21 protein-coding genes, 1 tRNA gene and 1 pseudogene are annotated in these 22,133 nt (G+C 48.2%); 11 read left to right on the plus strand and 12 right to left on the minus strand.

The genetic code is table 11. The features are described 5' to 3' along the window. Positions 1 to 11 precede the first annotated feature (11 nt). Both AC2VDX_RS23620 and AC2VDX_RS23625 read right to left on the minus strand, forming a co-directional pair. Complete coding sequence (locus AC2VDX_RS23620; protein ID WP_378172031.1) at positions 12 to 1,133, minus strand: hypothetical protein; 1,122 nt, start codon at positions 1,131 to 1,133, stop codon at positions 12 to 14. A gap of 988 nt (positions 1,134 to 2,121) precedes the next feature. After that, entirely contained in the window at positions 2,122 to 3,765 is a 1,644-nt protein-coding gene (locus tag AC2VDX_RS23625; RefSeq protein WP_378172028.1) for a DUF6930 domain-containing protein, read from the minus strand. Positions 3,766 to 4,063: 298 nt separating this feature from the next. Between AC2VDX_RS23625 and AC2VDX_RS23630 the strand changes: the two genes are divergently transcribed. After that, entirely contained in the window at positions 4,064 to 4,420 is a 357-nt protein-coding gene (locus AC2VDX_RS23630; RefSeq protein ID WP_378172024.1) for a HesB/IscA family protein, read from the plus strand. A 17-nt stretch (positions 4,421 to 4,437) separates the two neighbouring features. Here the strand turns inward: AC2VDX_RS23630 and AC2VDX_RS23635 are convergent, their stop codons facing one another. After that, positions 4,438 to 4,617 (minus strand): hypothetical protein, encoded by a 180-nt coding sequence (locus AC2VDX_RS23635; protein WP_378172021.1) that lies wholly within the window; start codon positions 4,615 to 4,617, stop codon positions 4,438 to 4,440. A gap of 9 nt (positions 4,618 to 4,626) precedes the next feature. Here AC2VDX_RS23635 and AC2VDX_RS23640 point away from each other — a divergent pair, with 9 nt between their 5' ends. The 4 genes from AC2VDX_RS23640 to AC2VDX_RS23655 all read left to right on the plus strand — a co-directional run bounded on the left by AC2VDX_RS23640 (position 4,627) and on the right by AC2VDX_RS23655 (position 6,642). Next, positions 4,627 to 5,046, plus strand: a complete 420-nt coding sequence (locus AC2VDX_RS23640; RefSeq protein ID WP_378172019.1) for a hypothetical protein — start codon at positions 4,627 to 4,629, stop codon at positions 5,044 to 5,046. A 366-nt stretch (positions 5,047 to 5,412) separates the two neighbouring features. Continuing rightward, positions 5,413 to 6,288 (plus strand): M48 family metallopeptidase, encoded by an 876-nt coding sequence (locus AC2VDX_RS23645; RefSeq protein WP_378172016.1) that lies wholly within the window; start codon positions 5,413 to 5,415, stop codon positions 6,286 to 6,288. Then, positions 6,267 to 6,350: transfer RNA gene (locus AC2VDX_RS23650), tRNA-Leu, on the plus strand. The genes AC2VDX_RS23645 and AC2VDX_RS23650 overlap by 22 nt, the downstream gene beginning before the upstream one ends. 22 nt (positions 6,351 to 6,372) lie before the next feature. Continuing rightward, positions 6,373 to 6,642, plus strand: a complete 270-nt coding sequence (locus AC2VDX_RS23655) for a hypothetical protein (protein ID WP_378172013.1) — start codon at positions 6,373 to 6,375, stop codon at positions 6,640 to 6,642. Here the strand turns inward: AC2VDX_RS23655 and AC2VDX_RS23660 are convergent. From AC2VDX_RS23660 to AC2VDX_RS23690, 7 genes are all read right to left on the minus strand, one after another. Continuing rightward, positions 6,580 to 10,809, minus strand: coding sequence for a PAS domain S-box protein (locus AC2VDX_RS23660; RefSeq protein ID WP_486928247.1), 4,230 nt, complete (start codon positions 10,807 to 10,809; stop codon positions 6,580 to 6,582). The genes AC2VDX_RS23655 and AC2VDX_RS23660 overlap by 63 nt on opposite strands. An 84-nt stretch (positions 10,810 to 10,893) precedes the next feature. Beyond that, positions 10,894 to 11,982, minus strand: coding sequence for a WD40 repeat domain-containing protein (locus AC2VDX_RS23665; protein ID WP_378172008.1), 1,089 nt, complete (start codon positions 11,980 to 11,982; stop codon positions 10,894 to 10,896). Beyond that, complete coding sequence (locus AC2VDX_RS23670; RefSeq protein ID WP_378172005.1) at positions 11,979 to 12,413, minus strand: heavy metal-responsive transcriptional regulator; 435 nt, start codon at positions 12,411 to 12,413, stop codon at positions 11,979 to 11,981. Before AC2VDX_RS23670 ends, AC2VDX_RS23665 begins: the two co-directional genes overlap by 4 nt. Before the next feature lie 27 nt (positions 12,414 to 12,440). Further along, complete coding sequence (locus AC2VDX_RS23675; protein WP_378172002.1) at positions 12,441 to 12,734, minus strand: hypothetical protein; 294 nt, start codon at positions 12,732 to 12,734, stop codon at positions 12,441 to 12,443. A 221-nt stretch (positions 12,735 to 12,955) separates the two neighbouring features. Continuing rightward, entirely contained in the window at positions 12,956 to 13,126 is a 171-nt protein-coding gene (locus AC2VDX_RS23680; RefSeq protein ID WP_378171999.1) for a hypothetical protein, read from the minus strand. A 104-nt stretch (positions 13,127 to 13,230) separates the two neighbouring features. Then, the gene (locus tag AC2VDX_RS23685; protein ID WP_378171996.1) at positions 13,231 to 13,449 is read right to left on the minus strand and encodes a TOBE domain-containing protein; all 219 of its coding nucleotides are present in this window, start codon (positions 13,447 to 13,449) and stop codon (positions 13,231 to 13,233) included. 110 nt (positions 13,450 to 13,559) lie between these two features. After that, complete coding sequence (locus AC2VDX_RS23690; protein ID WP_486928248.1) at positions 13,560 to 13,721, minus strand: hypothetical protein; 162 nt, start codon at positions 13,719 to 13,721, stop codon at positions 13,560 to 13,562. A gap of 68 nt (positions 13,722 to 13,789) precedes the next feature. Here AC2VDX_RS23690 and ald point away from each other — a divergent pair, with 68 nt between their 5' ends. The 3 genes from ald to AC2VDX_RS23705 all read left to right on the plus strand — a co-directional run bounded on the left by ald (position 13,790) and on the right by AC2VDX_RS23705 (position 15,612). Continuing rightward, complete coding sequence (gene ald, locus AC2VDX_RS23695; protein ID WP_378171994.1) at positions 13,790 to 14,878, plus strand: alanine dehydrogenase; 1,089 nt, start codon at positions 13,790 to 13,792, stop codon at positions 14,876 to 14,878. A gap of 175 nt (positions 14,879 to 15,053) precedes the next feature. After that, on the plus strand, positions 15,054 to 15,356 hold the full coding sequence (locus AC2VDX_RS23700; protein WP_378171992.1) for a hypothetical protein: 303 nt from the start codon (positions 15,054 to 15,056) through the stop codon (positions 15,354 to 15,356). Beyond that, the gene (locus AC2VDX_RS23705; RefSeq protein ID WP_378171990.1) at positions 15,349 to 15,612 is read left to right on the plus strand and encodes a type II toxin-antitoxin system RelE family toxin; all 264 of its coding nucleotides are present in this window, start codon (positions 15,349 to 15,351) and stop codon (positions 15,610 to 15,612) included. The genes AC2VDX_RS23700 and AC2VDX_RS23705 overlap by 8 nt, the downstream gene beginning before the upstream one ends. Before the next feature lie 59 nt (positions 15,613 to 15,671). Here the strand turns inward: AC2VDX_RS23705 and topA are convergent, their stop codons facing one another. Continuing rightward, on the minus strand, positions 15,672 to 18,338 hold the full coding sequence (gene topA / locus AC2VDX_RS23710; RefSeq protein WP_378171988.1) for a type I DNA topoisomerase: 2,667 nt from the start codon (positions 18,336 to 18,338) through the stop codon (positions 15,672 to 15,674). A 357-nt stretch (positions 18,339 to 18,695) separates the two neighbouring features. On the opposite strand from topA, the gene AC2VDX_RS23715 reads away from it, so the two are divergent. Together AC2VDX_RS23715 and AC2VDX_RS23720 are read left to right on the plus strand one after the other, a co-directional pair. After that, a complete protein-coding gene (locus AC2VDX_RS23715) occupies positions 18,696 to 19,007 on the plus strand; it encodes a hypothetical protein (RefSeq protein ID WP_378172104.1) in 312 nt (103 codons plus the stop codon). Between the two features lie 36 nt (positions 19,008 to 19,043). Further along, a pseudogene (locus AC2VDX_RS23720) lies at positions 19,044 to 19,199 on the plus strand (DUF6745 domain-containing protein); the annotation flags it as partial. A gap of 155 nt (positions 19,200 to 19,354) precedes the next feature. Here the strand turns inward: AC2VDX_RS23720 and AC2VDX_RS23725 are convergent. Next, on the minus strand, positions 19,355 to 19,912 hold the full coding sequence (locus AC2VDX_RS23725; RefSeq protein WP_486928249.1) for a Uma2 family endonuclease: 558 nt from the start codon (positions 19,910 to 19,912) through the stop codon (positions 19,355 to 19,357). Positions 19,913 to 20,184: 272 nt separating this feature from the next. Here AC2VDX_RS23725 and AC2VDX_RS23730 point away from each other — a divergent pair, with 272 nt between their 5' ends. Continuing rightward, positions 20,185 to 21,801, plus strand: coding sequence for an NAD(P)H-quinone oxidoreductase subunit N (locus tag AC2VDX_RS23730; RefSeq protein ID WP_378171986.1), 1,617 nt, complete (start codon positions 20,185 to 20,187; stop codon positions 21,799 to 21,801). Positions 21,802 to 22,133 lie beyond the last annotated feature (332 nt).

Raw genomic sequence — 22,133 nt, forward strand, 5'->3', positions numbered from 1 at the left:
CCCTCTGCTTTTCAGCTTGTCGCCGCATCACCAAATACAGATGGGGAAAACATCTCCCACAACACACGGAAGTAAGGCTGCAAAGTATCCGCTTGTGTAGAACTCAAGCGAGTCCGAATTTCCTGTCCCAACAAGTGGAGCAGTTGCCGCACCAGTTCCCACTTCACCTTTAATGTAGGGTACAGCATCACGCACAGGGGAAATAACTCCTCTTGAATCGCGCTGATGTTTCCTTCCAAGGCACATACCCACAGATAAACTTGGAACATCTCTACATCGCGGATGCTAGATGTCTTAACCGTGCTGTCACTGAGATTGCCAGTGTAGCTGCGATAGGCGGGATATAGTGCCATAACTCGCTGGACAATTTTATTGGCAATTTCTGTACTTACTGGCAATAGGTTTTGTACTGCTGCCAAAGCTGGCGAATCATAATCATGTTTAGCTGCTGCATCGTAGGCGCGTTGCAATGGCATATAGAGGTGATCGTCAATTACTTTGAAGTAAGCATTAACTAGCGATCGCTCTTGAGGAGAAAGCGTCTCTAGCAGCATCTGACTGGTGTAATGGAACTGCATACTTACAAAACCAATTATTCTCGGATCGTTACAAGTATATTTCTTCCGCATTGCTCCGATATCGGCACCAATTACTGTAGATAGCTGACTGGGGGCAACCTGTTCGGTATAAACTTCTAGGGCATTTTCATCAATCGGATGGGAATTGCAAGCCGTTTCCATCACTGCAAGACGCCGCGATACCGATTGTTGAGTATAGACTTCTAACGCCTTCTGATAGATGCCAAAGGAATCGGCTGCAACTTCCCAGGGATTAATTAACTTAGGGTCAATCCGATTTCGCTGAACTTCTTTGGCAAGCAACACCTCAGTTTTATTCCAGGCTTTGGCACTGACGAATCGCAGAGAATGCATTAAATTTTCGGCGGTTTGCGCCCGTCCTTCTTTAGAAATAATTTTGCCAAAGCTTAGCTCGTTTGTATCCTCTCGCTCTTCTGAATCAAACTCTAAGTTCTCAACATACTTTTTAGCCCATTGCTGTGCTAAACCTTCAAGATTACTAGAGTTTGGTATCTCTGTTTTTGGTTTATAATTATTGCTAGTTAAGTTTGTCATTATGCCCCCAGATTGGTATTTCTTTGTTTAGTAGAGCTAAAACGGTCTATTTTATTATTTAATACTATTGTTTGAAATTCTATAAGCGTAAAAATACCAGTTAAGTCTATTTAAATAAAATTTAATATTGGGTATTTTTACTGATTCAAACTAATTTAGTAAAATTGTTTTGACTACAGTTACTAACAACTTGTTTGATATAGCAATCCTACTTGAGTTGTGAGAAACGAACCGCTCTGTTCGCTTTAGACGCAGAGAAAGACAGGAGAGAATTTCGCAGCTAATTTATGACTGTTATAGCAATCCTAAATGAGAGGTGAAATTTTATTTATATAGACGTTCTATAGAACGTCTCGGAAGAAGGACAGACTCACCACAACCTATTTAGGATTGCTATATATTTTGGGTCTTCCGGGTATACAGGTTTAACCGTATACTGGGATACAAAAAATTGGCTCTGATAGGGCTGAAACCCCTGTCCTGCTAAACATAAATCTTACTTATCACCCAATACCTAGGAGAGCCTATATTTTTACTATTGTTACAATTAATAAAGCAGATTGTCAAATAATCAAAACCGATGATTATTAAAGATTTGATTAATTAACTCTAGGTAAAAGGTTTAGTAATTAGTTAGATTTACGGCTCCTCTGGGTGGGGTGAATCTAGAGCAGTCCTATTTGATTGGGAGCATCTCGCTTTTGTCGCCGACACCCTTGAGGGTGCGATCGCCTACAAAAACGCGCCTTGCCGTGGTTTAGTAGTCAGGACTTACGCAAATATCACCACATCTGAGGGCAACCACAGGGGGATTGAACCCGAAAAAACGCTATATGTATAAGCTTTGCGTAAGTCCTGTTAGCCTGAAGAGAGCAGTCGTTGTTTGACAAGCCACGACTTTAGTCGTCAGGTGTTTTTACAAAACTAAGATGCACCTATTTGATTTGTAAAGAGACGCTGGCATGAAAGCGTCTCTACTTTCAACTTCTCAATCCACCTCAAACTGGGGCATCAGCTGGAGCATACCCAATCCTAATTCTTTGGTGGAGAGCGATCGCGCTTCAAATAAAGCCATCATGTCGCCTAGCTGAGGATTTCCCCTAGATGCTCCTTTTAGCCCCCTAGCAACAATCAAGCCGCAGTAGCCTTTGGTTTTCTTACAACGCTGATCCCACTTGCGACGAGCTTCGCTATGAATCGGATCGTCTTCTTGAAATTCACCAAACAGGTACATATTGCCATTTTCAGTTTGGAGAATTCCTAAGTCATAGCGATCGCTAGTTAAAGGATCTTCTCCCGGATTAAAGCAAATTCCCTTCAACCCTCCAGCACCTTGGATTTGCTCAATCAATTCTTTTGCCTTGGGACGAGAAGTTTGAATCAAAATCACCGGCATTCCCTCACCCGCCGCGATCGCATCCTTCGCTTGATAGAAATCGACGCTTTGACGCAGCACCTCCACTCTCTCCCAAGTCATCATCCCCAAGCTGAGGAAAGAATCTTTGGGCACCAAGTCATCCCGCAGAGGTAGCGTCATCTCCTCAATGTCGGCGTCTTCCTCCTCTGCCAACTCTGCCATCTCAAACAGTTCCGACGCCACATCGGGCACCGTTGCCACCTTAACGGGAATCGATTTTTGCAGATCCGCCTCTAGGGGTGCGGCGATGCGGTAGCGTTTGCTCAAGGTGGGGAACTTCTCTGCTGCCAACTGCCGATTGGATGCCCGGAAAAAGCGATGGAGGGCTTCCAGTGCCACGTAAACTGCGATCGCTTCTTCCTCATACAAAAATGGTCGCATCCCCTCTAACGGATGCACATTTCCGAAATTGGGTTGAATTTCCGAAAGCGGCAAGTCAGCTAAATCAATGTCTTCGTCCTCTTCATCTTCGTCTAAGGAATCTTCAGCTGGCTCGAAAGTGACAAACAAGCAATCTTGCCCTAAAAATGCTTCTTCTAGCTCCTCAAAAGACTCCTTTGCCAAAACCGACGACCGAAACCGTTTCAGAGAGTCAAGAGAGCGATACAACAAAATGCCGTACTCCATGCCCAGCATTCCCATCACCGAGGCGTACAGCGTCTCCACATCCCACTGGTTTAGCTCAATTGAGATAATCTGGTGGTCGGCAAGCAGTTCCCAAGGCGCATCGTGCCAAATCTCATAAGCTTTTTGCACCAGTAACTCGGCATATTCCGGCGGTAGCTTGGGAGGTCGAGTGCTGGTGATTTCCTGGAACCCGCGAAATAGTTCGTCAATCAGGGGCAGTTCCGGTACATAATCAACGGCAATGTCTAGATTCTGAAGGACACCCCGCAGGTAGAACTGAAGTTCTCTGTCTCGGACTACAATTTTCTGAGGGCGAGATGGCTTCCCAGGGCTGTGGGGATGTTCCATTGCTCGCAGCAGGGCGCGAACAACGGCTTCCGGTCCCGTCTCGGAAGTCACGACATCCATCGCCCGAACCATTCCCTCGACGCCATCCACCCAAACAATGCATTCGCTATCTGCTTGAGTATCCGACTCTAAGCTTTGCGCCATCCCAGCAGATAATCGACGGCGATCGCCTTCCCAGACGCTGGGAATTTGTTGTAAAGTTTGCAGCCGACGAGATGTAGAGCGATTGAGAGCAGACATAGACTAGGCCAACTGGGGGAACAACACACCGTGCGCTTTGTAGATCCTCATTTTAAATACTAATCGTCTCTTCGCCGTCCTTCTATAAACTGATGCTTGTCAGTGATGAAAGCACCACGATATAATCCTTGCGCGATCGCCCCATCTATCCTCAACGCCTAATGGTTAACATAGATAATAAACAGCTTTTCGCTTCGCCTGTCTGCGGTTAAGTTAAGATTCTTCGATAAAATTGACCTAGTGGACTGGCTTCCTCAAGTCGTCTAGATAAAACAGCAAATTAGGAGTCGAGAGCGCCATGACACAAGCTACTCAATCGCAACAACGCGGCATCCAGTTAAGCGAAACCGCCCTCAAACACGTCCTCTCCCTGCGCGAGAAACAAGGCAAGGATCTGTGCCTGCGAGTTGGCGTCCGCCAAGGTGGCTGCTCTGGGATGTCGTACCTGATGGATTTTGAAGAGCCTAGTCAAATTCGGGAGAATGATGAAGTATACGACTACGATGGCTTCAAAATTGTCTGCGATCCCAAGAGTATGCTATACCTCTATGGTCTGATGCTGGACTATAGCGATGCCATGATTGGCGGTGGCTTCCAATTTACGAACCCCAATGCTGCTCAAAGTTGCGGCTGCGGTAAGTCATTTGGCGTCTAAGTCATTTGGGGTCTAAGTCATTTGGCATCTAAGTTCAAGCTTGGCGTACAGCTTGTAAAAACATCTGATTGGAAAGCAGGTATCTCGCCTGCTTTCCAGATATGGGTGGATTCAAACTCCAACCTCCCCATAAAATAACGATAAAGAGCGCCGCTATCTAGCTCGCCATCCGCTACGCGATCGCTAACATCTTTCATCTTTCAGAAATGACCGATCCAATTAACGACCTTTTTGACAATAGCCTGGAACGCTATAAAGCGGGAGAAGGCCCGGATACTTTGCTACCCGTTTTCAAGGACATTTGCGATCGCTCCCCCAAACTCACTGCTGCCTGGATTTGTCTGTCGTGGCTGTATCTATTGGACGATCAAGCTACTCTGGCTTACAAAGCCGCTCAAAAAGCTGTCAAGTTAAATCCCCAAGATCCGCAGGCTCACATTAACCTGGTTCTGGCGATGCTTGAGGAAGGGAAAACCGGCGTCCGCCAACACATTGAAGAGGCTCAACGATATCTGGCGATTAATCCAGAACTACGCCAAGATATCCAAGAAAGTATTGAAGATGGATTAGCCAGAAAACCCGACTGGAAGGGTTTAAATCGGGTAAAAAACTGGTTGTTTACCTAATTGGGAATTGTCCTCAGAAACCCTAACTTTGAAGGTGAAATATTGGAAAAAGTTAGGGGTTTTTAGGGTATACTTATTTAAGTAAGTTAAAAATGCTTTTTTATATAATTGAGTGTTTGCAATTTTTAAAAAATCTAATATATTCCCATTATATAAGAATACCATTTAGGAGCGAAGAAGTAAAGATAGTAACAACAATTTGTAAATCGCCTCAATAAATCCTAGTTAGGTGCGCCGTTCGCCAACAAAAACAAAGCGCCCTCGCTATACTAATTTGGGATATCTGTTTTCACGATCGCGCTCAAACATCACTGCATCAATCAATTCTTTTCTTTTGTTTTAGTTCTTTTTTTTGAGATTGCCTCCATGTTGCCTTCAAGGACACCCTTAATCGGTCTCTCGGCAGACAAATTTCGCCATCCCCTAGATTTGGAGGCGACCAACGCCTTAAAACAGCTACCGGGAATGGATATCCTGGTAAGAAATTTGCTTGGCCCCCTTGCCGAACAGTTTTTTTACCTGGAAAATATAGCGGCGGGCGTCCTCGTAGGCGAACAACAGCTGCCTCATCTGCATAAACTGCTGTTAGAAGCTTGCCAGATATTGGATTTGGAACCACCGCAACTGTACGTCCGCGCCTCACCCGCGCCAAACGCCTACACCTTTGCCATGCGAGGAAAGCAGCCGTTTATTGTGTTGCACACCTCATTAATCGATTTGCTGACACCCGAAGAGATTCAGGCAGTCATCGCCCACGAACTGGGACACCTGAAATGCGAGCATGGAGTGTACCTAACACCCGTCAATATTATGGTGTTAGCGGCAGGATTAATTCCTACTTGGGGTGCGGCGATCGCTGAAACTTTGAGGGCACAGATGCTACAGTGGCTGCGATGTGCAGAATTCACTTGCGATCGCGCCGCACTTCTTGCCACCCAAGACTCCAAAGTCGTCAGTTCTGTCTTGATGAAACTCGCCGGGGGTTCGCCCACTCTCGCACCGCAGCTGAACCTGGAAGCCTTTTTAGCTCAAGCGAGAGCTTACGACGATATCAGTAAAAATCAGCTGGGTGAAATGCTCAAACAAGCGCAGACAGCCCAACTCAGTCACCCAGTTCCCGTCTTGCGGGCGCGAGAAATTGACCGCTGGGCCAGCAGTCAGGAATATCAAGCCTTGCTACAACAGCACTCCATAGACTATAATGGTGAAGCTAAACCCAAGGGCGGGTGGCGAAATTGGTAGACGCATCAGACTCAAAATCTGACGATTGTGAGATCGTGAGAGTTCGATTCTCTCCCTGCCCACTCTTTACACAAGAGAACGACCATGACTCAACGACTCAAGCGGTGGGAATCTCCCCGCCGAGAGGGAAGAAACGACAAAGGGAAAGGTGGCTCCGCCAGGGCGAGACAAATTAGAAAGCAACAGAAGATGTTGCGGAAGAAGCTAAAAGACCAGGGTGCATCTGAAAATAGTCAAGATTCGAGGAGAGGGAAGATTAACTTCCCTCTCTTTTTTTGTGTGCAATTCCAATTAAGTGAGACCTTGGCAAATGGGAATCTCAATCCAAAACTCCGCTCCTTGTCCTGGTTTTGAGACACACTTTAAAATGCCACCGTGCTTCTCCACCACAATTTGATAACTGATGGATAATCCCAGACCTGTGCCTTTCCCCACAGGTTTAGTCGTGAAGAAGGGGTCAAACAGACGGGCTTTTACTTGCTCGGTCATTCCCGACCCATTATCAGCAATCCGAATGGCGACATGGGAATTGACAACCTGGCTGCGAATAGTAACGATCCGAGGAAGGGGTTGGGTTTCCAGAGCGTCAAAAGCATTGTTCAGGAGGTTCATAAACACCTGATTCATCTGCCCTGCATAGCACTCCACAAGAGGGAGGTTGCCATACTCTTTGACAATCTGAATGCCTGGACTGTCGGGTTTGGCTTTCAGACGATTTTGCAAGATCAGCAGGGTGTTATCAATGCCCTCATGGATGTCCACCTCTTTCATTTCGGCTTCATCCAGCCGCGAGAAATTCCGCAAACTTAGTACAATCTGACAGATGCGGTCTGTTCCCATCTTCATCGAACCCAGAATTTTGGGGAGGTCTTCCACCAGGAAATCCAGGTCAATCGCCTCGGTCTCATCTTGAATTTCCGGGACTGGATGGGGATAGTGCTGCTGGTAAAGGCGGAGAAGATTGAGTAAGTCTTGGGTGTATACGTTGGCGTGGGTGAGATTGCCGTGGATGAAATTGACGGGATTGTTAATTTCGTGAGCAACGCCAGCGACCATCTGACCCAAACCGGACATTTTTTCGCTCTGAATCAGTTGGGCTTGGGTTTGTTGCAACTGGTGCAAGGTTTGCTGTAGTTGTTGAGCTTTTTGTTGGGCTTGCTGGGCAGAGTCTTGGGATTGGGCGTAGAGTTCGGCTTGGAAAAGTGCGATCGCTAGTTGATCCGTCACTGCTTGCAAGAGTTCTACTTCATCGTCACTCCAAAGTCGAGATCCACGATGATGTCCGCAGATGAGCAAACCAATCTCACCAGAAGGTGTCTGAATCGGCAGTGCCAGTATCGCGGTGTAGCCAGAACCCATATAGAGTTCCTGCTCTCCTGAATCGGTGGCAGTCGTCAGATCGTCAACACGGAGCATTTCTCGGTTGATGAACTTCTGCGTGACAGAATTTTCCGGCGCTGGGTAGTGACCCAGGAAGCTCGGTAGCGCCGGTATCTTCGCTTCTTTCACCACGTCCCAGGCAGGTTCCTCTGCAAATGGTCGATACCAAACAAATAAGCATCGGTCAATTTGCAACAAACTGCGGGTCTCCTCCACGGCAGTTTCCAGAATGGTATTTACGTCCAGAGAGTTGCGGAGCAGGTTTGCTAGTTGGTTGAGCAGTTCCTCTCGTTGGGCGAGTTGTCTAAATTGTGCTTCCGATTGCCGCAACGCCTCCTCTGCCTGCTGGCGCTGAGTGATATCGCGGACAATGACCATGATTTGGTTTTCCAGCAACGGCACAAGCCTAGCTTCATAACTTTTATCTTCGTTCTCACTCGGTAGAGAATACTCAAGGTGTACGGATGCGGGACTGTGCGCCCCTAGGGAGTTTTTCTGCAACACCTGAAGAATGCCTTCGTCAAACTGGTGTCCGATGTGGGGGGGCAGAATATCTTGCATTCGCTTGCCGAGGAATACTTCCGGTGGAATGTACAGATTTCCCGTCCCGATTTGTCCGGCGTTGTAGTCCAGAATAGTGCCATCAGAGTTGAGCCGAAAGTACAAATCGGGAAAAGCTTGAAAAACTGCTTTCAGCTCCGAAGTTGTTTGGCGTAATTGCTCCTCTGAGAGCTGGCGATCGCTAATATCTAGCCCGATGCCACATAGCTTAATCACCTGACCCTGCGAATTCAAAATCGGCTGCCCTTTAGAGAACATATATCCGATCGCACCGTCAGGCAGCAAAGTCCGGTTGTCGAATTCATAAGGCTTGCCTTCGGTAATTGCCAACTCAACTGCTTTTGCAAAGACTTCCCGATCATCCGGATGAACTTTTTGTAAAAGATCTTCGTAACTCGGTACAGTTTGGTTCGGCTCCATCCCCCAAAGGCGGAACAGTTCCTCCGACCAAGCGATTTCTCCAGTTGCGAGATCGAATTCCCAACTGCCGACGTGGGCGACTTTTTGAGCTTCTGCAAGTCTGGCTTGGCTTTGGCGGAGGGCTTCCTCTGCCTGTTTGGCGGGAGTGATGTCGCGGGCGATCGTAGAGAGAAATTCAACCGCTCCGTTTTCCCCTTTGTGCGCCATAATTACTTGCGAGACGGGAATCTCATTGCCGTCGCAGGACTGAAAAGCAGTCTCGCCACTCCACACTCCGTCCTTGATGGCAGCAGGCACACCTTCAGCTAGCATCATTTCAGCTGCACTCTTGGTGGAGAGTTCAGAGATATGTTTGGTTGAGAGGTCTTCATCTTCTTCAATCCCCAACATTCTTCGACCAGCGCCGTTGATGTAGAGTACATTACCTTGGGCATCAGAGGTGCCTACAAAGTCAGGTGTTGCTTCTAAGATTGCGGTCAATCTTGCCTGAGTTTTTTCTGCCTGTTTGCGATCGCTGATGTCATGCATCGCCACGACTGCACCTAGTTTTTTTCCCTGAGCATCAACGATCGCTTGTCCGCTAGCGAGTAGGGTGCGGATTTTTCCTTGCTTCGGGGCGATGATCATTTCTACTTCCCGAACCGTCTCTCCCCAAAACGCTCTAAACAACGGAATATCTTCCGTTTTCATCAGTGTTTTCCCATCGGGCAGATATAAATCAAAGTGTTCTGCCCATCGATCGGCAGGAAGTGCTTGTTCCGGCAACCCATGAAACTCTTGTGTCGCCCGATTAAATAGCGTTAAAACTCCATTGGCGTCACAAGCGACAATGCCGTCTGCCAAGTTATTAAGCAATGCATTTAAAAATTCTCTTTCTTTGTATAAAGCTTCCTCTACCCGCTGGCGCTCAGTCATCTCGTCTTCTAGCTGCTGGAGGGTATGCCTTAATTGGGCGGTGCGTTCCTCGACTCGGATTTCGAGAGCTTCATTCGCCTGTTTTAGTGCTTCTTCTGCTAACTTGCGATCGCTGATATCAACGAAGGTGACAACAGCACCTTTGATTTCCTCACCCTCAAGGATCGGATAAGACGAATACTCGGCAGCAAAAGCAGTCCCATCCCGCCGCCATAGAACTTCGTTGTCTATCCGGCAACTGTTTCCTTTGCGAACAGCACAAAAAATCGCACACTCAACACTTGGATAGAACGAGCCATCGCTGCGACTGTGATGGATTAACTCGTGCATCTCCTTGCCCATCACTTCATCAGGCTGGTATCCCAGCATCTGAGCCGCCGCTTTGTTGATGAAGGTACAACGTCCTTGTAAATCAATGCCGTAGATGCCTTCCCCGGTCGATTGCAGCAGCAATTGGATGTGATTAGCTAATTGCGATCGCTCTTGTTCTGTTCGCTGACGCTCGGTGATGTCCTTCATAAAACAGTGATGACCCATAAATCGCTGCTGCTCATCGTAATCGCAGATCATCACCACTTGCTTATAAAAAATAGAGCCATCTTTACGGATGCCCCTAGTTTCAGCTTCTACCTTGCCATCCACAAGCATTTTGTGATAAGCGGCGATCAGCTTGTCGAGTTCTTCAGGATGGACAGTTCGCTGCCATTCCATGCCAATCATTTCTTCAGGCTCGTAACCGGCTGCATTGGCGTAGGCTTTATTGACAGTAACGTAGCGCCCTTGAGTGTCTAGCCGAGAAATTCCTTCGACAGCATTTTCTAAGACAGCTCCTAAATTGCGGAGTTTTTCTTCAGCAGGTTTGCGATCGCTAATGTCACGAACCACTGCATACAGCAAATCTTCTTCGGTGGAGACAGCAGAAGTCCATAATAGCCATTTATAGGAGCCGTCTTTGCACAGGTAGCGATTCTCAAAAGAGATTGTTTCCACGCCTGTAGCCAGCTTCTGTACTTCGGTGAAGGTTGCTTCCCTATCTTCAGGATGAACAAACTCCATAAACGGTTGGCTTAAGAGTTCTTTGTTAGTAAAACCCAGGGTTTTTTCCCAGGTAGGATTTAGGTGCTTGAAGTAGCCATCCAACCCGGCGATACAAAGCAGCTCCAGCGAGAGATTGAAGAAACCCGCCTCTGCCGATTTGTACCCGTTAACGCTCTTTTTCTTTAGTTTGTCGCTATCATGGGTCAACACTTTGGTTTACTTCCTTCGTCTCAGATGGAACTGAACTTAGTTTTCCCAAAAGCTGAATCAAAAATTGCTATTACCAAAGGCTCAGGGAGAAGCAACTTGCCAAATTTTAATGGTTCTGTCAAAGCCGCCACTCGCCAGGGTTCGCCCATCGGGACTAAACGCAACCGATTTTACCCAATCGGAATGTCCCACCAGCAAGGCAATCAGTTCGCCCGTTCTCAAGTTCCACAAGCGGACGCCATCCCGACTAGCAGTAGCAAGGACTTCTCCAGAAGGATTAATCGCGATCGCCCTAATCCATCCTGTATGTCCGGAGAGTGTGTAAAGCAATTGCCCGGTGTTAAAATTCCAAACTTTGATGGTGCGATCGTAGCTGCCACTAATCAGAGTATTTCCATCCGGCGCGAACGCTAAGGTACTGATTGCACCGCTATGTCCCGACAATGAATCAATAAATCTTCCACTCTTGAGATCCCACAGCTTAATCGCGGTATCTTTGCCTCCACTCGCCAGAATCTCCCCATTGGGATTCGTGGCAACTGCATAAGTTTGGTTATCGAAACGCACCAGGTTGTAAATCGGGCGCTGCGTTCTCAAATTCCAGACTCGAATGCCATCCAAGGCACCCGTCACCAGCATTTCACTATCCGAGGTAATCGCCGCCGACAGAATGTTACTCGTATGATCCAGAAAGGTACGGGTATATTTTCCAGTCTTCCAATTCCATAAATTCAGCGAGGAGTCATTGCTACAACTCGCCAGGATTTCGGAATTAGGACTCATGGCAAGGGTCATCACTGCCCTACTATGCGCCCTGAGGCTACCCACTTCTTTCCAACTTCTGACCCACCAAAACTTGATTCTGCCGTCATTGTCGCTACCCCCGCTGAAGAGAAATTTCCCATCTGGTGTGAAGGTCAAGGAATCAATGGTCGCCTTGTGACCTTTGAGCGTGCGGAGGAGTTTAACGTTTCTCCAAGCTTCAGCTTGCGGGATCTGGGCTGGGGCGTCAGACGGCGCAGCTGGCTGGATTACTGTCTCGGCGGAGGCTGGGAGAGGCTGACTGGCAAGGGCGAAACAATAAAAGCTAAAAGGTAAAAATGCAAAACTCAGAATTTTTTCTTTGCATAAGTGCCTTTTTACTTTTGCCTTACTCGCCAGAGGTTTCATGGTGCTGATTGAATATTGGGGCAGATAGTATGATCGATCTGGTGAGCGGGCGGTCGGTCTTGCCAACCAGAGATTAGCCCTTCTAGCTCGCTCTTGAGGATTTCTAGCGATGCGATTTGTTCGGCGATCGCCTCTACTTTCGCGTGCAGCAGCTGCTTCAAGGCACCGCAGGGTAGCTGCCCCCGATCGTGAACCGTTAAAATTTCTTGAATTTCGCTAAGAGTTAGTCCGAGTGCTTGCGATCGCTTGATGAATGCCAGTCGATTGACGATCTCACGATTAAAAAGACGATAGCCGGAAGCTGTCCGCTTTACCGTCGGTGCTAAAAGACCAATATCTTCGTAATAGCGAATGGTTTTGACAGGCAGACCACTCCGAGCGGCAACTTCACCGATTTTAAGCCATTCAATGGAAACAGAAGTGGCAATCATAGTTGTCAGAAAATCCCACCCAAAGGTTTACTGATTTGGATGGTGCTTGGAGGCACTCAGCATGGGCAGGACAGGACGAGAGGATTGGGGGGGAAGAAAGTGTTTTGCAGTTTGGGGGATTGGTTCGACTTCTTTTCCCTGCGTTTGCCACCAACGTAGAGCGATCGCTGCCCCCACTGTCAAGACTCCGAAACTAAACAAACCCCAGCTTTCATCTACGCCGCCAATCACTGCATCTACAGCACCAACTATCACCACAAAGCTGGAAATTGGCTCTTTACGATAGGCTGACTTTAAAAATCTAGGCCACAAAGCATTCATCACGACTTGCTCTATTCCGTTATTCTTTAATCTAATTTCAGGTTATCTCATTCAGGAGTCAGGAGTCAGGAGGCAGAAGTCAGAATCATTTTTGGATTCTAAACTTCATCCTTTATCCCACCCTTCGGCAAGGGCAAAGCCCTACATCCTGCAAAAGTTGTACTAGACCGAGGAAAGCCTGTACGGGTTGCCGATTACCAAGGGCGTAGAAGAGCGCTTTTTTATTGCAAGCCCAGCCAGGATAGCACCCCTTGACCCGTGACATATTCAACGATCGCCGTCAGCAAAAAGCCGATCATTGCGGCTCGACCATTCAATCGTTCTGCGTAATCATTGAAGCCTAACTTGGGTTCTTCCAGCTTAGGAGTGGTGGTAGGTTGAAGTTGTGTCATAGCTTTGGCAATCCTTGCCCCTTGATGGGTTTACAATTCGTTATATATTGTCTTCTATTGTAGAGGTGCTAAGCCTTGAGTCAAGGGCAAAGCAGATAGAGTTGCTAATCAACCTCTTTGATCACCATGATTTCAGTCGCCTTGATCAGGGCAGTCACTTCATCGCCAACCGAAATTTGCAGATTTTCTGCCGAACGACGAGTAATCACCGCGTCAATCAAGTTATCTCCCACCTGAATCGTCACCTCGGCGAGAATATCACCCAGTTGAATAGCAGTAACTTTACCCGTAAGTTGATTCCGTCCGCTAATTTGCATCGTCATCTTGGTGTTTCCAAATCCTTTGGATAAGGTACCCGTCTTGATTGTTACAGCATTCCTGTGAAGTAAACCGAAAATTTTTGGGAGTCCTAAATAAATAAGTAATCATGGGATCAGGGGAGAGAGGGAGTTTCAGGAGAGGGAGTAACCAATTCCTGATTCCCGATTAGCCGCCCGTCCCGATCGATGCGCGAATTACCCAAACCAAAAACCGCTTTACTTGAGAAGTTGTCAGTCCAATTTCTCACTCGCCCCTTCAGGGAGGTAATTCCCAATGCAACGAGTCACTTGGTGTGGCACCTATAGTCAATTCAATACATAGCCGAGCAATTGAGGTATATAAATGGAAATTGGCGTTCCCAAGGAAACCAAAGATCGTGAATTTCGGGTGGGGTTAAGTCCTAGTAGCGTCCGGGTGCTGAGTGAAAACGGTCACGCGATTTTTGTAGAAACTGCGGCTGGTGATGGTGCTGGTTTCGCTGATGAAGATTATATTCTTGCCGGGGCGAAAATTGTCCCAGAAGCGAAGGACGCTTGGAACCGAGAACTGGTGGTTAAGGTGAAAGAACCGCTGAAGCCAGAGTACCAGTTTCTCCAGAAAGGGCAGATGCTGTTTACTTATTTACACTTGGCAGCAGATCGGGGGTTGACCGAGCATCTGATTGATTGTGGCGTCAGCGCGATCGCTTACGAAACTGTAGAACTACCCGATCGAAAATTGCCCCTGCTTACCCCCATGAGCATTATCGCCGGTCGCCTCGCCGTACAGTTCGGGGCACGGTTTTTGGAGCGCCAGCAAGGAGGTCGGGGTATTCTTCTGGGCGGCATTCCCGGTGTCAGACCTGGTAACGTGGTGATTTTAGGCGGCGGTGTCGTTGGCACCGAAGCGGCTCGAATGGCGGTAGGCATGGGTGCCCGCGTCCAGATTTTGGATGTGAATGTCGAGCGGTTGGCGTATCTGGAAACCCTCTTTGGCTCCAGAGTTGAGCTGCTCTACAGTAACTCCCTGCAAATAGAAGCGATCGTTTCGGAAGCCGATTTACTTGTCGGCGCGGTTTTAGTCCCTGGGCGTCGCGCCCCTATCTTGGTGCCTCGGACTTTGGTACAAAAAATGCGTCCCGGTTCGGTAATTATCGATGTGGCAGTCGATCAGGGCGGTTGTGTCGAGACGTTGCGACCAACTACCCACACGAATCCCACCTACATTGAGGAAGGCGTCGTCCACTACGGCGTCCCGAATATGCCGGGAGCCGTTCCCTGGACAGCAACTCAGGGACTTAACAACAGTACTTTACCCTACGTCCTGAAGCTGGCGAACCAAGGGATGAAAGCTCTAGAACTCGACCCAGTTTTGGCAAGGGGCGTCAACGTGCAGAATCACCGCCTGGTTCATCCTGCCGTGCGCGAAGTGTTTCCCGATTTAGCTGATTAAATAACAGTTACCACCTACCCCCCTTAAAAGGGGGGTAATTACATCTATCGCTGGGAAGAAAGGGAAAGCGATCGCATCTTTTATTTCAATTTCTAATCTGGTTTTATACCCTTTCCCTGCTGGCATTCTACAGTTATTTATAAATAGGTCTAATAACAAAGGAAAATACCAAACTATGCGCGGCGTTCAATTTTTAACTGACCATCAAGATAAGAAAACTGCTGCACTTATTGACCTAAAAGAACATAGTGCATTTTGGGCAGATGTTCTCGAAGAGGTGGGCGAACCGACAGATTTTCAGTTTTTAATGAATGACCAAGGTGAAAAAATTGCCGTCCTCCTTGACTTCGAGAAACACGGCGAACTGTGGGAAGATGTCTATTTTGGTCTGATTACCGAAGATATAGAGGATGAACCGGGCATACCTTGGGAAGAATTTAAACGCGAACTAGAATCAAAAAGGAATTTGAGTGTCTGATTACCAAGTCACCATTCAACCATCAGCCCAAAAACAGCTTAACTCACTTCCCGCTGAAATTATTAGCAGGATTGAACCAAGAATTATTGGTTTAGCAAATGATCCCCGTCCAGATGACTGTCGCAAGTTAAAAGGTAGACAAAATCGATGGCGAATTCGGGTTGGGGATTACCGGATTATATACAGCATTGATGATGAAACTTTCACCCTATATATACTGACAGTAGCTCATCGGAGAGAAGTGTACGACAGGTAAGGCAAGCGATCGCTTTCATTTTTTCAAAAGCGCGATCGCTTCTTGCCACCGGAAAGAGACTAAGATTTTTTCTTAGTGCTAGTTGTTGCCGTCGTCTTTTTAGCGGTTGTCTTCTCAGTGGTGGTCTTTTTGGCAGATGTTCCACTCTTAGTTGATTTGCGACTAGATTTTGTTGTGGCCGCCTTCGCTGCCAATGCTTCCAACGCTTTTTCCATCGTCAACCCTTCCACAGATTCCCCTTCTGGCACAGAAGCATTCGTCTTCCCATGCTTAATATAAGGGCCATAAGGGCCATCGTAGATATTCACGGGTTCCCCATCAGCGGGGTGAGTCCCCAGTTCTCGTAACGGTTCCTTAGACTTGCTGCGAGTACCGCCGCGTCCCTTCTTCGGTTCAGCTAGCAGCTCGACTGCACGTTCGATGTCAATTGTCAATACATCGTCACTGGCTTTCAGGGAGCGATACTCCTTGCCCTCCTTGCCTTGGTCGTGGACGACGTAAGGACCAAAGCGTCCCAATCCTGCCTGGACTTTGCCGCTAGTTTCTGGGTGAATGCCCAAAGTACGCGGCAGAGATAGCAAGCCAACTGCCATATCCAGCGTCACATCCTCAATAGTGACACCCTTGGGTAGAGAGGCGCGTTTGGGTTTTTTGTTCTCCTCTGTGGCATCACCCAGTTGGACGTAGGGGCCGTAAGTGCCTATTAGCACGTAAATCGGTTCGCCGGTTTCCGGATGCAAGCCGACTTTATCGGGGCCTTCTGTTTTCTGCTGTAGCAGCGTCTCAATTAGCTCAGCGTGGATGTCTGAGGGGGTAAGATCCTTAGGAAGCGAGGCTTTCACTGGCCCAGAGCCATTTACAGCTTCGATGTAGGGGCCATATTGACCAATCCGGACTTTCGCCCCACCGAGATCGTCCAATTCGATGGTACGGGCAGATGCCGCATCAATCTCATTTTCCCGTTCCTTGACTTGGGTTGCCAGACCCGTTTCTCCGAGATAGAACTTTTTCAGGTATGGCAGCCATTTGGCTTCCCCAGTGGAAATTTCATCCAGGGTTTGCTCCATTTTGGAGGTGAAGCTGGGATCGACCAAATCGGGAAAGTGTTGTTCTAGCAGACTGGTGACGGCAAAGGCGGTGAAGGTAGGAACGAGGGCGTTGCTATTCATCTGGGCATAGCCTTTCTCGATAATCGTGCCGATGATGCTGGCGTAGGTGCTGGGACGTCCGATGCCTTCGCTTTCCAGAGTTTTGACTAGGGAAGCTTCCGTGTATCTTGCCGGTGGCTGAGTTTCGTGACCGATAGATTCTAACTTTTTGCAGGTCGGGCGATCGCCTTTTTTGAGAGTTGGTAAGATGACTTCCATGTCTTCTAGTGCCGCATGGGGATCGTCCGATCCTTCCACGTAGGCGCGTAAGAAGCCGTGAAAGTCAATCCGCTTGCCGCTAGCCCGAAAACCGGCATCTTCGACTTGCAACTGCACGGTAATTTGAGTTTGGCGAGATTCTGCCATTTGGGTGGCGACGGTGCGCTTCCAAATCAGGTCATACAGAGCGAATTCCCGACCGCTTAAGCCGGTTTCCTGGGGAGTGCGGAAGCTGCTACCAGCGGGGCGAATGGCTTCGTGAGCTTCTTGAGCGCCCTTGCTTTTCGTGGTGTACTGACGGGGTTCCGGGCTGAGGTATTGCTTGCCGTACATTTGCTCGACACAACTGCGAGCGGCAGCGATCGCTTGCTGCGACAAATGCACCGAATCTGTCCGCATATAGGTAATATACCCCTGCTCGTACAAACTCTGGGCAGTTCGCATCGTGTCGCGGGCAGATAAATGTAGTTTCCGATTCGCCTCCTGTTGTAGCGTCGAAGTTGTAAACGGCGGTAAAGGTTTGCGAGTAACAGGACGCTCCTCTAAGTCAGCCACCGTCCAGCTTTTATCCGCCAGTCGCGTCTCTAAACTTCTCGCTTCCGCTTCCGAGAGCAGAATCACATTGCGTCCGGCAATAATTTGTCCCGTGGCTTCATCAAAATCGCTGCCAGTGGCAATTCTCGTCCCTTTGAGGGCAACAAGTCGCGCTTCAAAGGATGTCTTGTCTTTGTTTAAGCTTGCCTTGAGATCCCAGTAACTGCCTTGGCGAAAGGCTCGGCGTTGGCGCTCTCGATTTACCAAAAGCCGCACTGCTACCGACTGCACCCGTCCCGCCGATAAGCCATAGGAGATTTTCTTCCACAAAAGCGGCGACAGCGTATATCCCACCAGTCGGTCTAATATCCGCCGCGTCTCCTGAGCGCGAACCACCTGCTCATCAATATTACGGCAGTTCTTGAGGGCGTCGCGGATGGCTTCCTTGGTGATTTCGTGGAAGACCATTCGCTTGATGGGAACCTTGGGCTTCAATAGCTGGAGCAAATGCCAGCTAATGCTTTCGCCTTCTCGGTCTTCGTCAGTTGCCAACACCAATTCATCAGCCTCTTTCAGGGCGTTTTTCAGCTGGGTGACAATTTTCTTTTTGTCGTTGGGGACGACATACAGGGGTTCAAAGTCCGCATCCACATTTACTCCCAGCTGCGCCCATTTTTCCCCTTTGTAGGCTTCGGGAATTTCTTTGCTGGATTGGGGCAGGTCGCGCACATGACCCATCGACGCCTCGACCCGGTAGCTGGAAGGCAAGAATTTACTGATGGTGCGTGCTTTGGTGGGAGATTCGACGATAACGAGGGTTGACATGGGAGCTTGGAGAAATAGCAGCTGGGCTGAACAGTCTAATTTAAATACTTTATGTCAGATGTCAAGAGCGATTGAGAGGATTTTATGCGGAAAACCGACGACTGAAGTCTTGATTCTGGCGTACCACGCCTGACGAGAGCAGGTTCCAAGAATGGCGGTAAATCGCATCAAGCAGCGATTCGCTCTCCCAAAGATAACTCGCTTTTTTAGAGCCGTTCGCGCCAGACTTAATTTAAAGCTATCTCAATGTTTAACTTATAGAGGATTGCAATGGCGACCTCCCTAAGTATTCGAGTTGTGCCAGAATGAATGCCAACATCAGGCTCAGACAGCTTAGCAGCATTTGGAGGAGAACCGATGCAACCGATTCGACAAGGCGATGTGATTTTACTCCCCCTGGGGCAAATCGAAGCAACTAAGGGTGGGGAAACCCCACTCCTACCTCACCTGACTTTAGCCGAAGGCGAGGTGACGGGACACAAGCACCGCATCAGCGACGGACAAGCGGAACTATACGAGAAAGATGGCACGCTTTATCTGCGCGTCTTTTCAGAGACGGCGACTTTAACTCACGAAGAGCATAAGGCTATTTCTATTCCCCAAGGCAGCTGGATGGTGCGAATTCAGCGCGAATATGAGCCTCAAGGATGGCGATATGTCGCAGATTAAGATTGAAAAGCTAACAAAGAATTAGAAGTAATTAAATTACATACTTGGCAGGAATACACCTTATTAGAAATAGATACTAATGTCGATGCCGAGCCAATTTATTTATTAAAAATGACTTGTCCCAGTACCGGACATATTCACACCTTGCGAGTGCCACCTAATATGAAATCAGCGCGTGAAACTATTCGCTAGGTAAATTGGGGAATCGATCCTGAAGAATTTGCAATGCAAACCTAAAACCCTCTCCAGACGCGATAACCCTTGTCTCTACAAGATGTGGGTTTTGCTTGTTGGCGGTTCGTTTCTTTAAACGCGAACTGACACTTTGGAGCGCTTCGCGATCGCGCTTACAACAAACGCAGCACAGGCAAGGTAAATCCAAGCACCACATCTTCACCATTCAAAACGGCTGTAGCGGGATACTGCGTAACCGAGCCATCTGCACGATACACCCAAGCTTGCTGATTTTGACGGTCAAACAACCATCCCAAACGCACCCCATTATCGATATATTCTCGCATCTTTGCCTGAAGCGTTTCTAAACTATCCGATTTAGAACGAATTTCTATGACAAAATCGGGAGCTAAATTTAAAAATCTATCTTCTTGCCGATCCCAATCTTCTGCCAAGCGTCCTTTAGCAACAAAAGCAGCATCTGGCGATCGCACTGCACTATTCGCTAATCTAAAACCACCGCTGGAACTAAACACTTCACCCAAATCGTGACTTTCTACCCAATTGAACAGATAAGCCATTGCTTTCGCCTCTCGATTGCTAGAAATTCCCCCAGTTGGCGGCATAATTACCAATGTCCCGTCAGCATTCCGCTCAAATCGCAAATCAGGATTTTTAGAACTGATTAGCATCAATTCTTCATCAGTTACAGTAGCCCAAGACTGTACCATTGCTTTTTGCCCTTGCAGAATCTCCAAACATATCAATGGCGTCACCTTTACAGAATCTCAGACAGGCGATCGCCTTACTAAGATTTTAGCGATCGCGCGATCGCCTCTTCCCTCTCTTCCCTCTCTTCCTTGGCGCTATGCAGCGTCTTCGCGGTTCATTTCTTTAAACGCGATCGCCCTCATCAACAATTCAAGCAACCGCGAACGCCATAAAATTAAATAATATTAAGAGTCTCAGTCTCTGTGCCTAAATACCCAAAACTATATATCTCATGAGTTTTGCTGAACTTGCAGCCCAGCTGAATGCTGGGACAATCTGGCCTGAAGGGATTTTAATTGTCACCCTTTTGGCGGTTCTAATCGTTGACTTGATTATCGGGCGGTCGTCCTCGCGCTTCACCCCCTATATAGCGATCGCGGGTCTACTCGCCTCTATCGTCGCCTTGTACTATCAATGGGGGAACACGAACACCATCGCCTTCTTGGGTAGCTTCAACGGTGACGCCATGAGTGTCGTCTTTCGCGGCATCATTGCTTTGTCTACCACCGTCACAATTTTGATGTCGATCCGCTACATAGAACAAAGCGGCACCTCCCTGGCGGAATTTATTGGGATTATGCTCAGCGCCACCATTGGGGGAATGATCCTGTCTGGTGCAGATGAGCTGGTGACGATTTTTGTCGCCTTAGAAACCCTCAGTATCTCGTCCTACCTGATGACGGGATACATGAAGCGCGACCCCCGTTCCAATGAAGCAGCGTTAAAATATCTGCTGATTGGCGCTTCGAGTACAGCAATCTTCCTCTACGGTGTCTCGCTGCTGTACGGACTATCGGGAGGAGAAACTAAGTTGAGCGCGATCGCCACTGGCATTGCCAACGCCAACGCTGACTTATCCTTAGGGTTGCTGATTGCATTAGTCTTTGCGATCGCCGGGATTGGCTTCAAAATTGCCGCCGTTCCCTTCCACCAATGGACACCCGACGTTTACGAAGGTTCGCCAACACCTGTCGTTGCCTTCCTCTCCGTCGGTTCAAAAGCCGCTGGATTTGCCCTCGCCATCCGGCTGATGGTGACAGCTTTCCCCCTCGTCACTCAAGAGTGGCATTTTGTCTTCACCGCCCTCGCAGTCTTGAGCATGGTACTGGGTAACGTAGTTGCTCTTACCCAAACCAGCATGAAACGTCTGCTGGCTTACTCTTCCATTGCCCAAGCTGGCTTCATCATGATCGGTTTGATTACCGGCACCGAGGACGGTTATGCCAGCATGGTATTTTACCTGCTGGTGTACCTGTTCATGAACTTGGGAGGCTTCGCCTGCGTGATTCTGTTCACCCTGCGAACGGGTACCGATCAAATTAGCGAATACGCGGGACTATATCAAAAAGATCCGCTTCTGACCTTGTGCTTGAGTATTTGTCTGCTGTCCTTGGGAGGGATTCCGCCCTTGGCTGGCTTCTTCGGCAAAATTTACCTGTTCTGGGCAGGTTGGCAGGCGGGTGCTTACGGCTTAGTCTTACTAGGGTTGCTCACTAGCGTCGTCTCGATTTACTACTACATCCGTGTCGTCAAGATGATGGTGGTAAAAGAACCGCAAGAAATGTCTGACGCCGTGAAGAATTATCCAGAAATTCGCTGGAATTTACCGGGAATGCGACCTTTGCAACTGACTTTAGTGCTGTCGTTAGTGGCGACATCCTTGGCAGGGATTTTGTCTAACCCGTTGTTTACCCTGGCGAATAATTCAATTATCCGCACGCCAATGCTGCAAGCATCGGTGCATAACACAGTAGCGACGCAAGACCTTGCTCCCTTAGAATCTAAGGTGACTGCGGCTGACTCGCTTAGTCAAATTCAGCCTCAGCTTGATTCCAGCGCCAAGATTTAACATACTGGCGTTGAGGTTGGGACGAGGGATGAGCGGGACTCTTTTCGCCTAAAAAATGTCAGGACTTACGCAAAGCTTATACATATAGTGTTTTTTCGGGTTCAATCCCTCGTGGTTGCCCCCAAATGTCGCGCAAGTTGCGTAAGTCCTGATGTCAATAGTCCTTTCTTAGGAAAACCCGGTTTCTTGAAGAAGCCGGGTTTCTGGTATTTGGGCGAAATGTAGCGTGTATTTTTGCTTTCGGGCGATCGCATCCACTGCCAGTTAGCATCCCTGGACGCTCATCAGGCGGACAGTTAGAATGATCAAGTAAATCTATCCTCAGATAGATG

Source organism: Coleofasciculus sp. H7-1 (assembly GCF_057473865.1).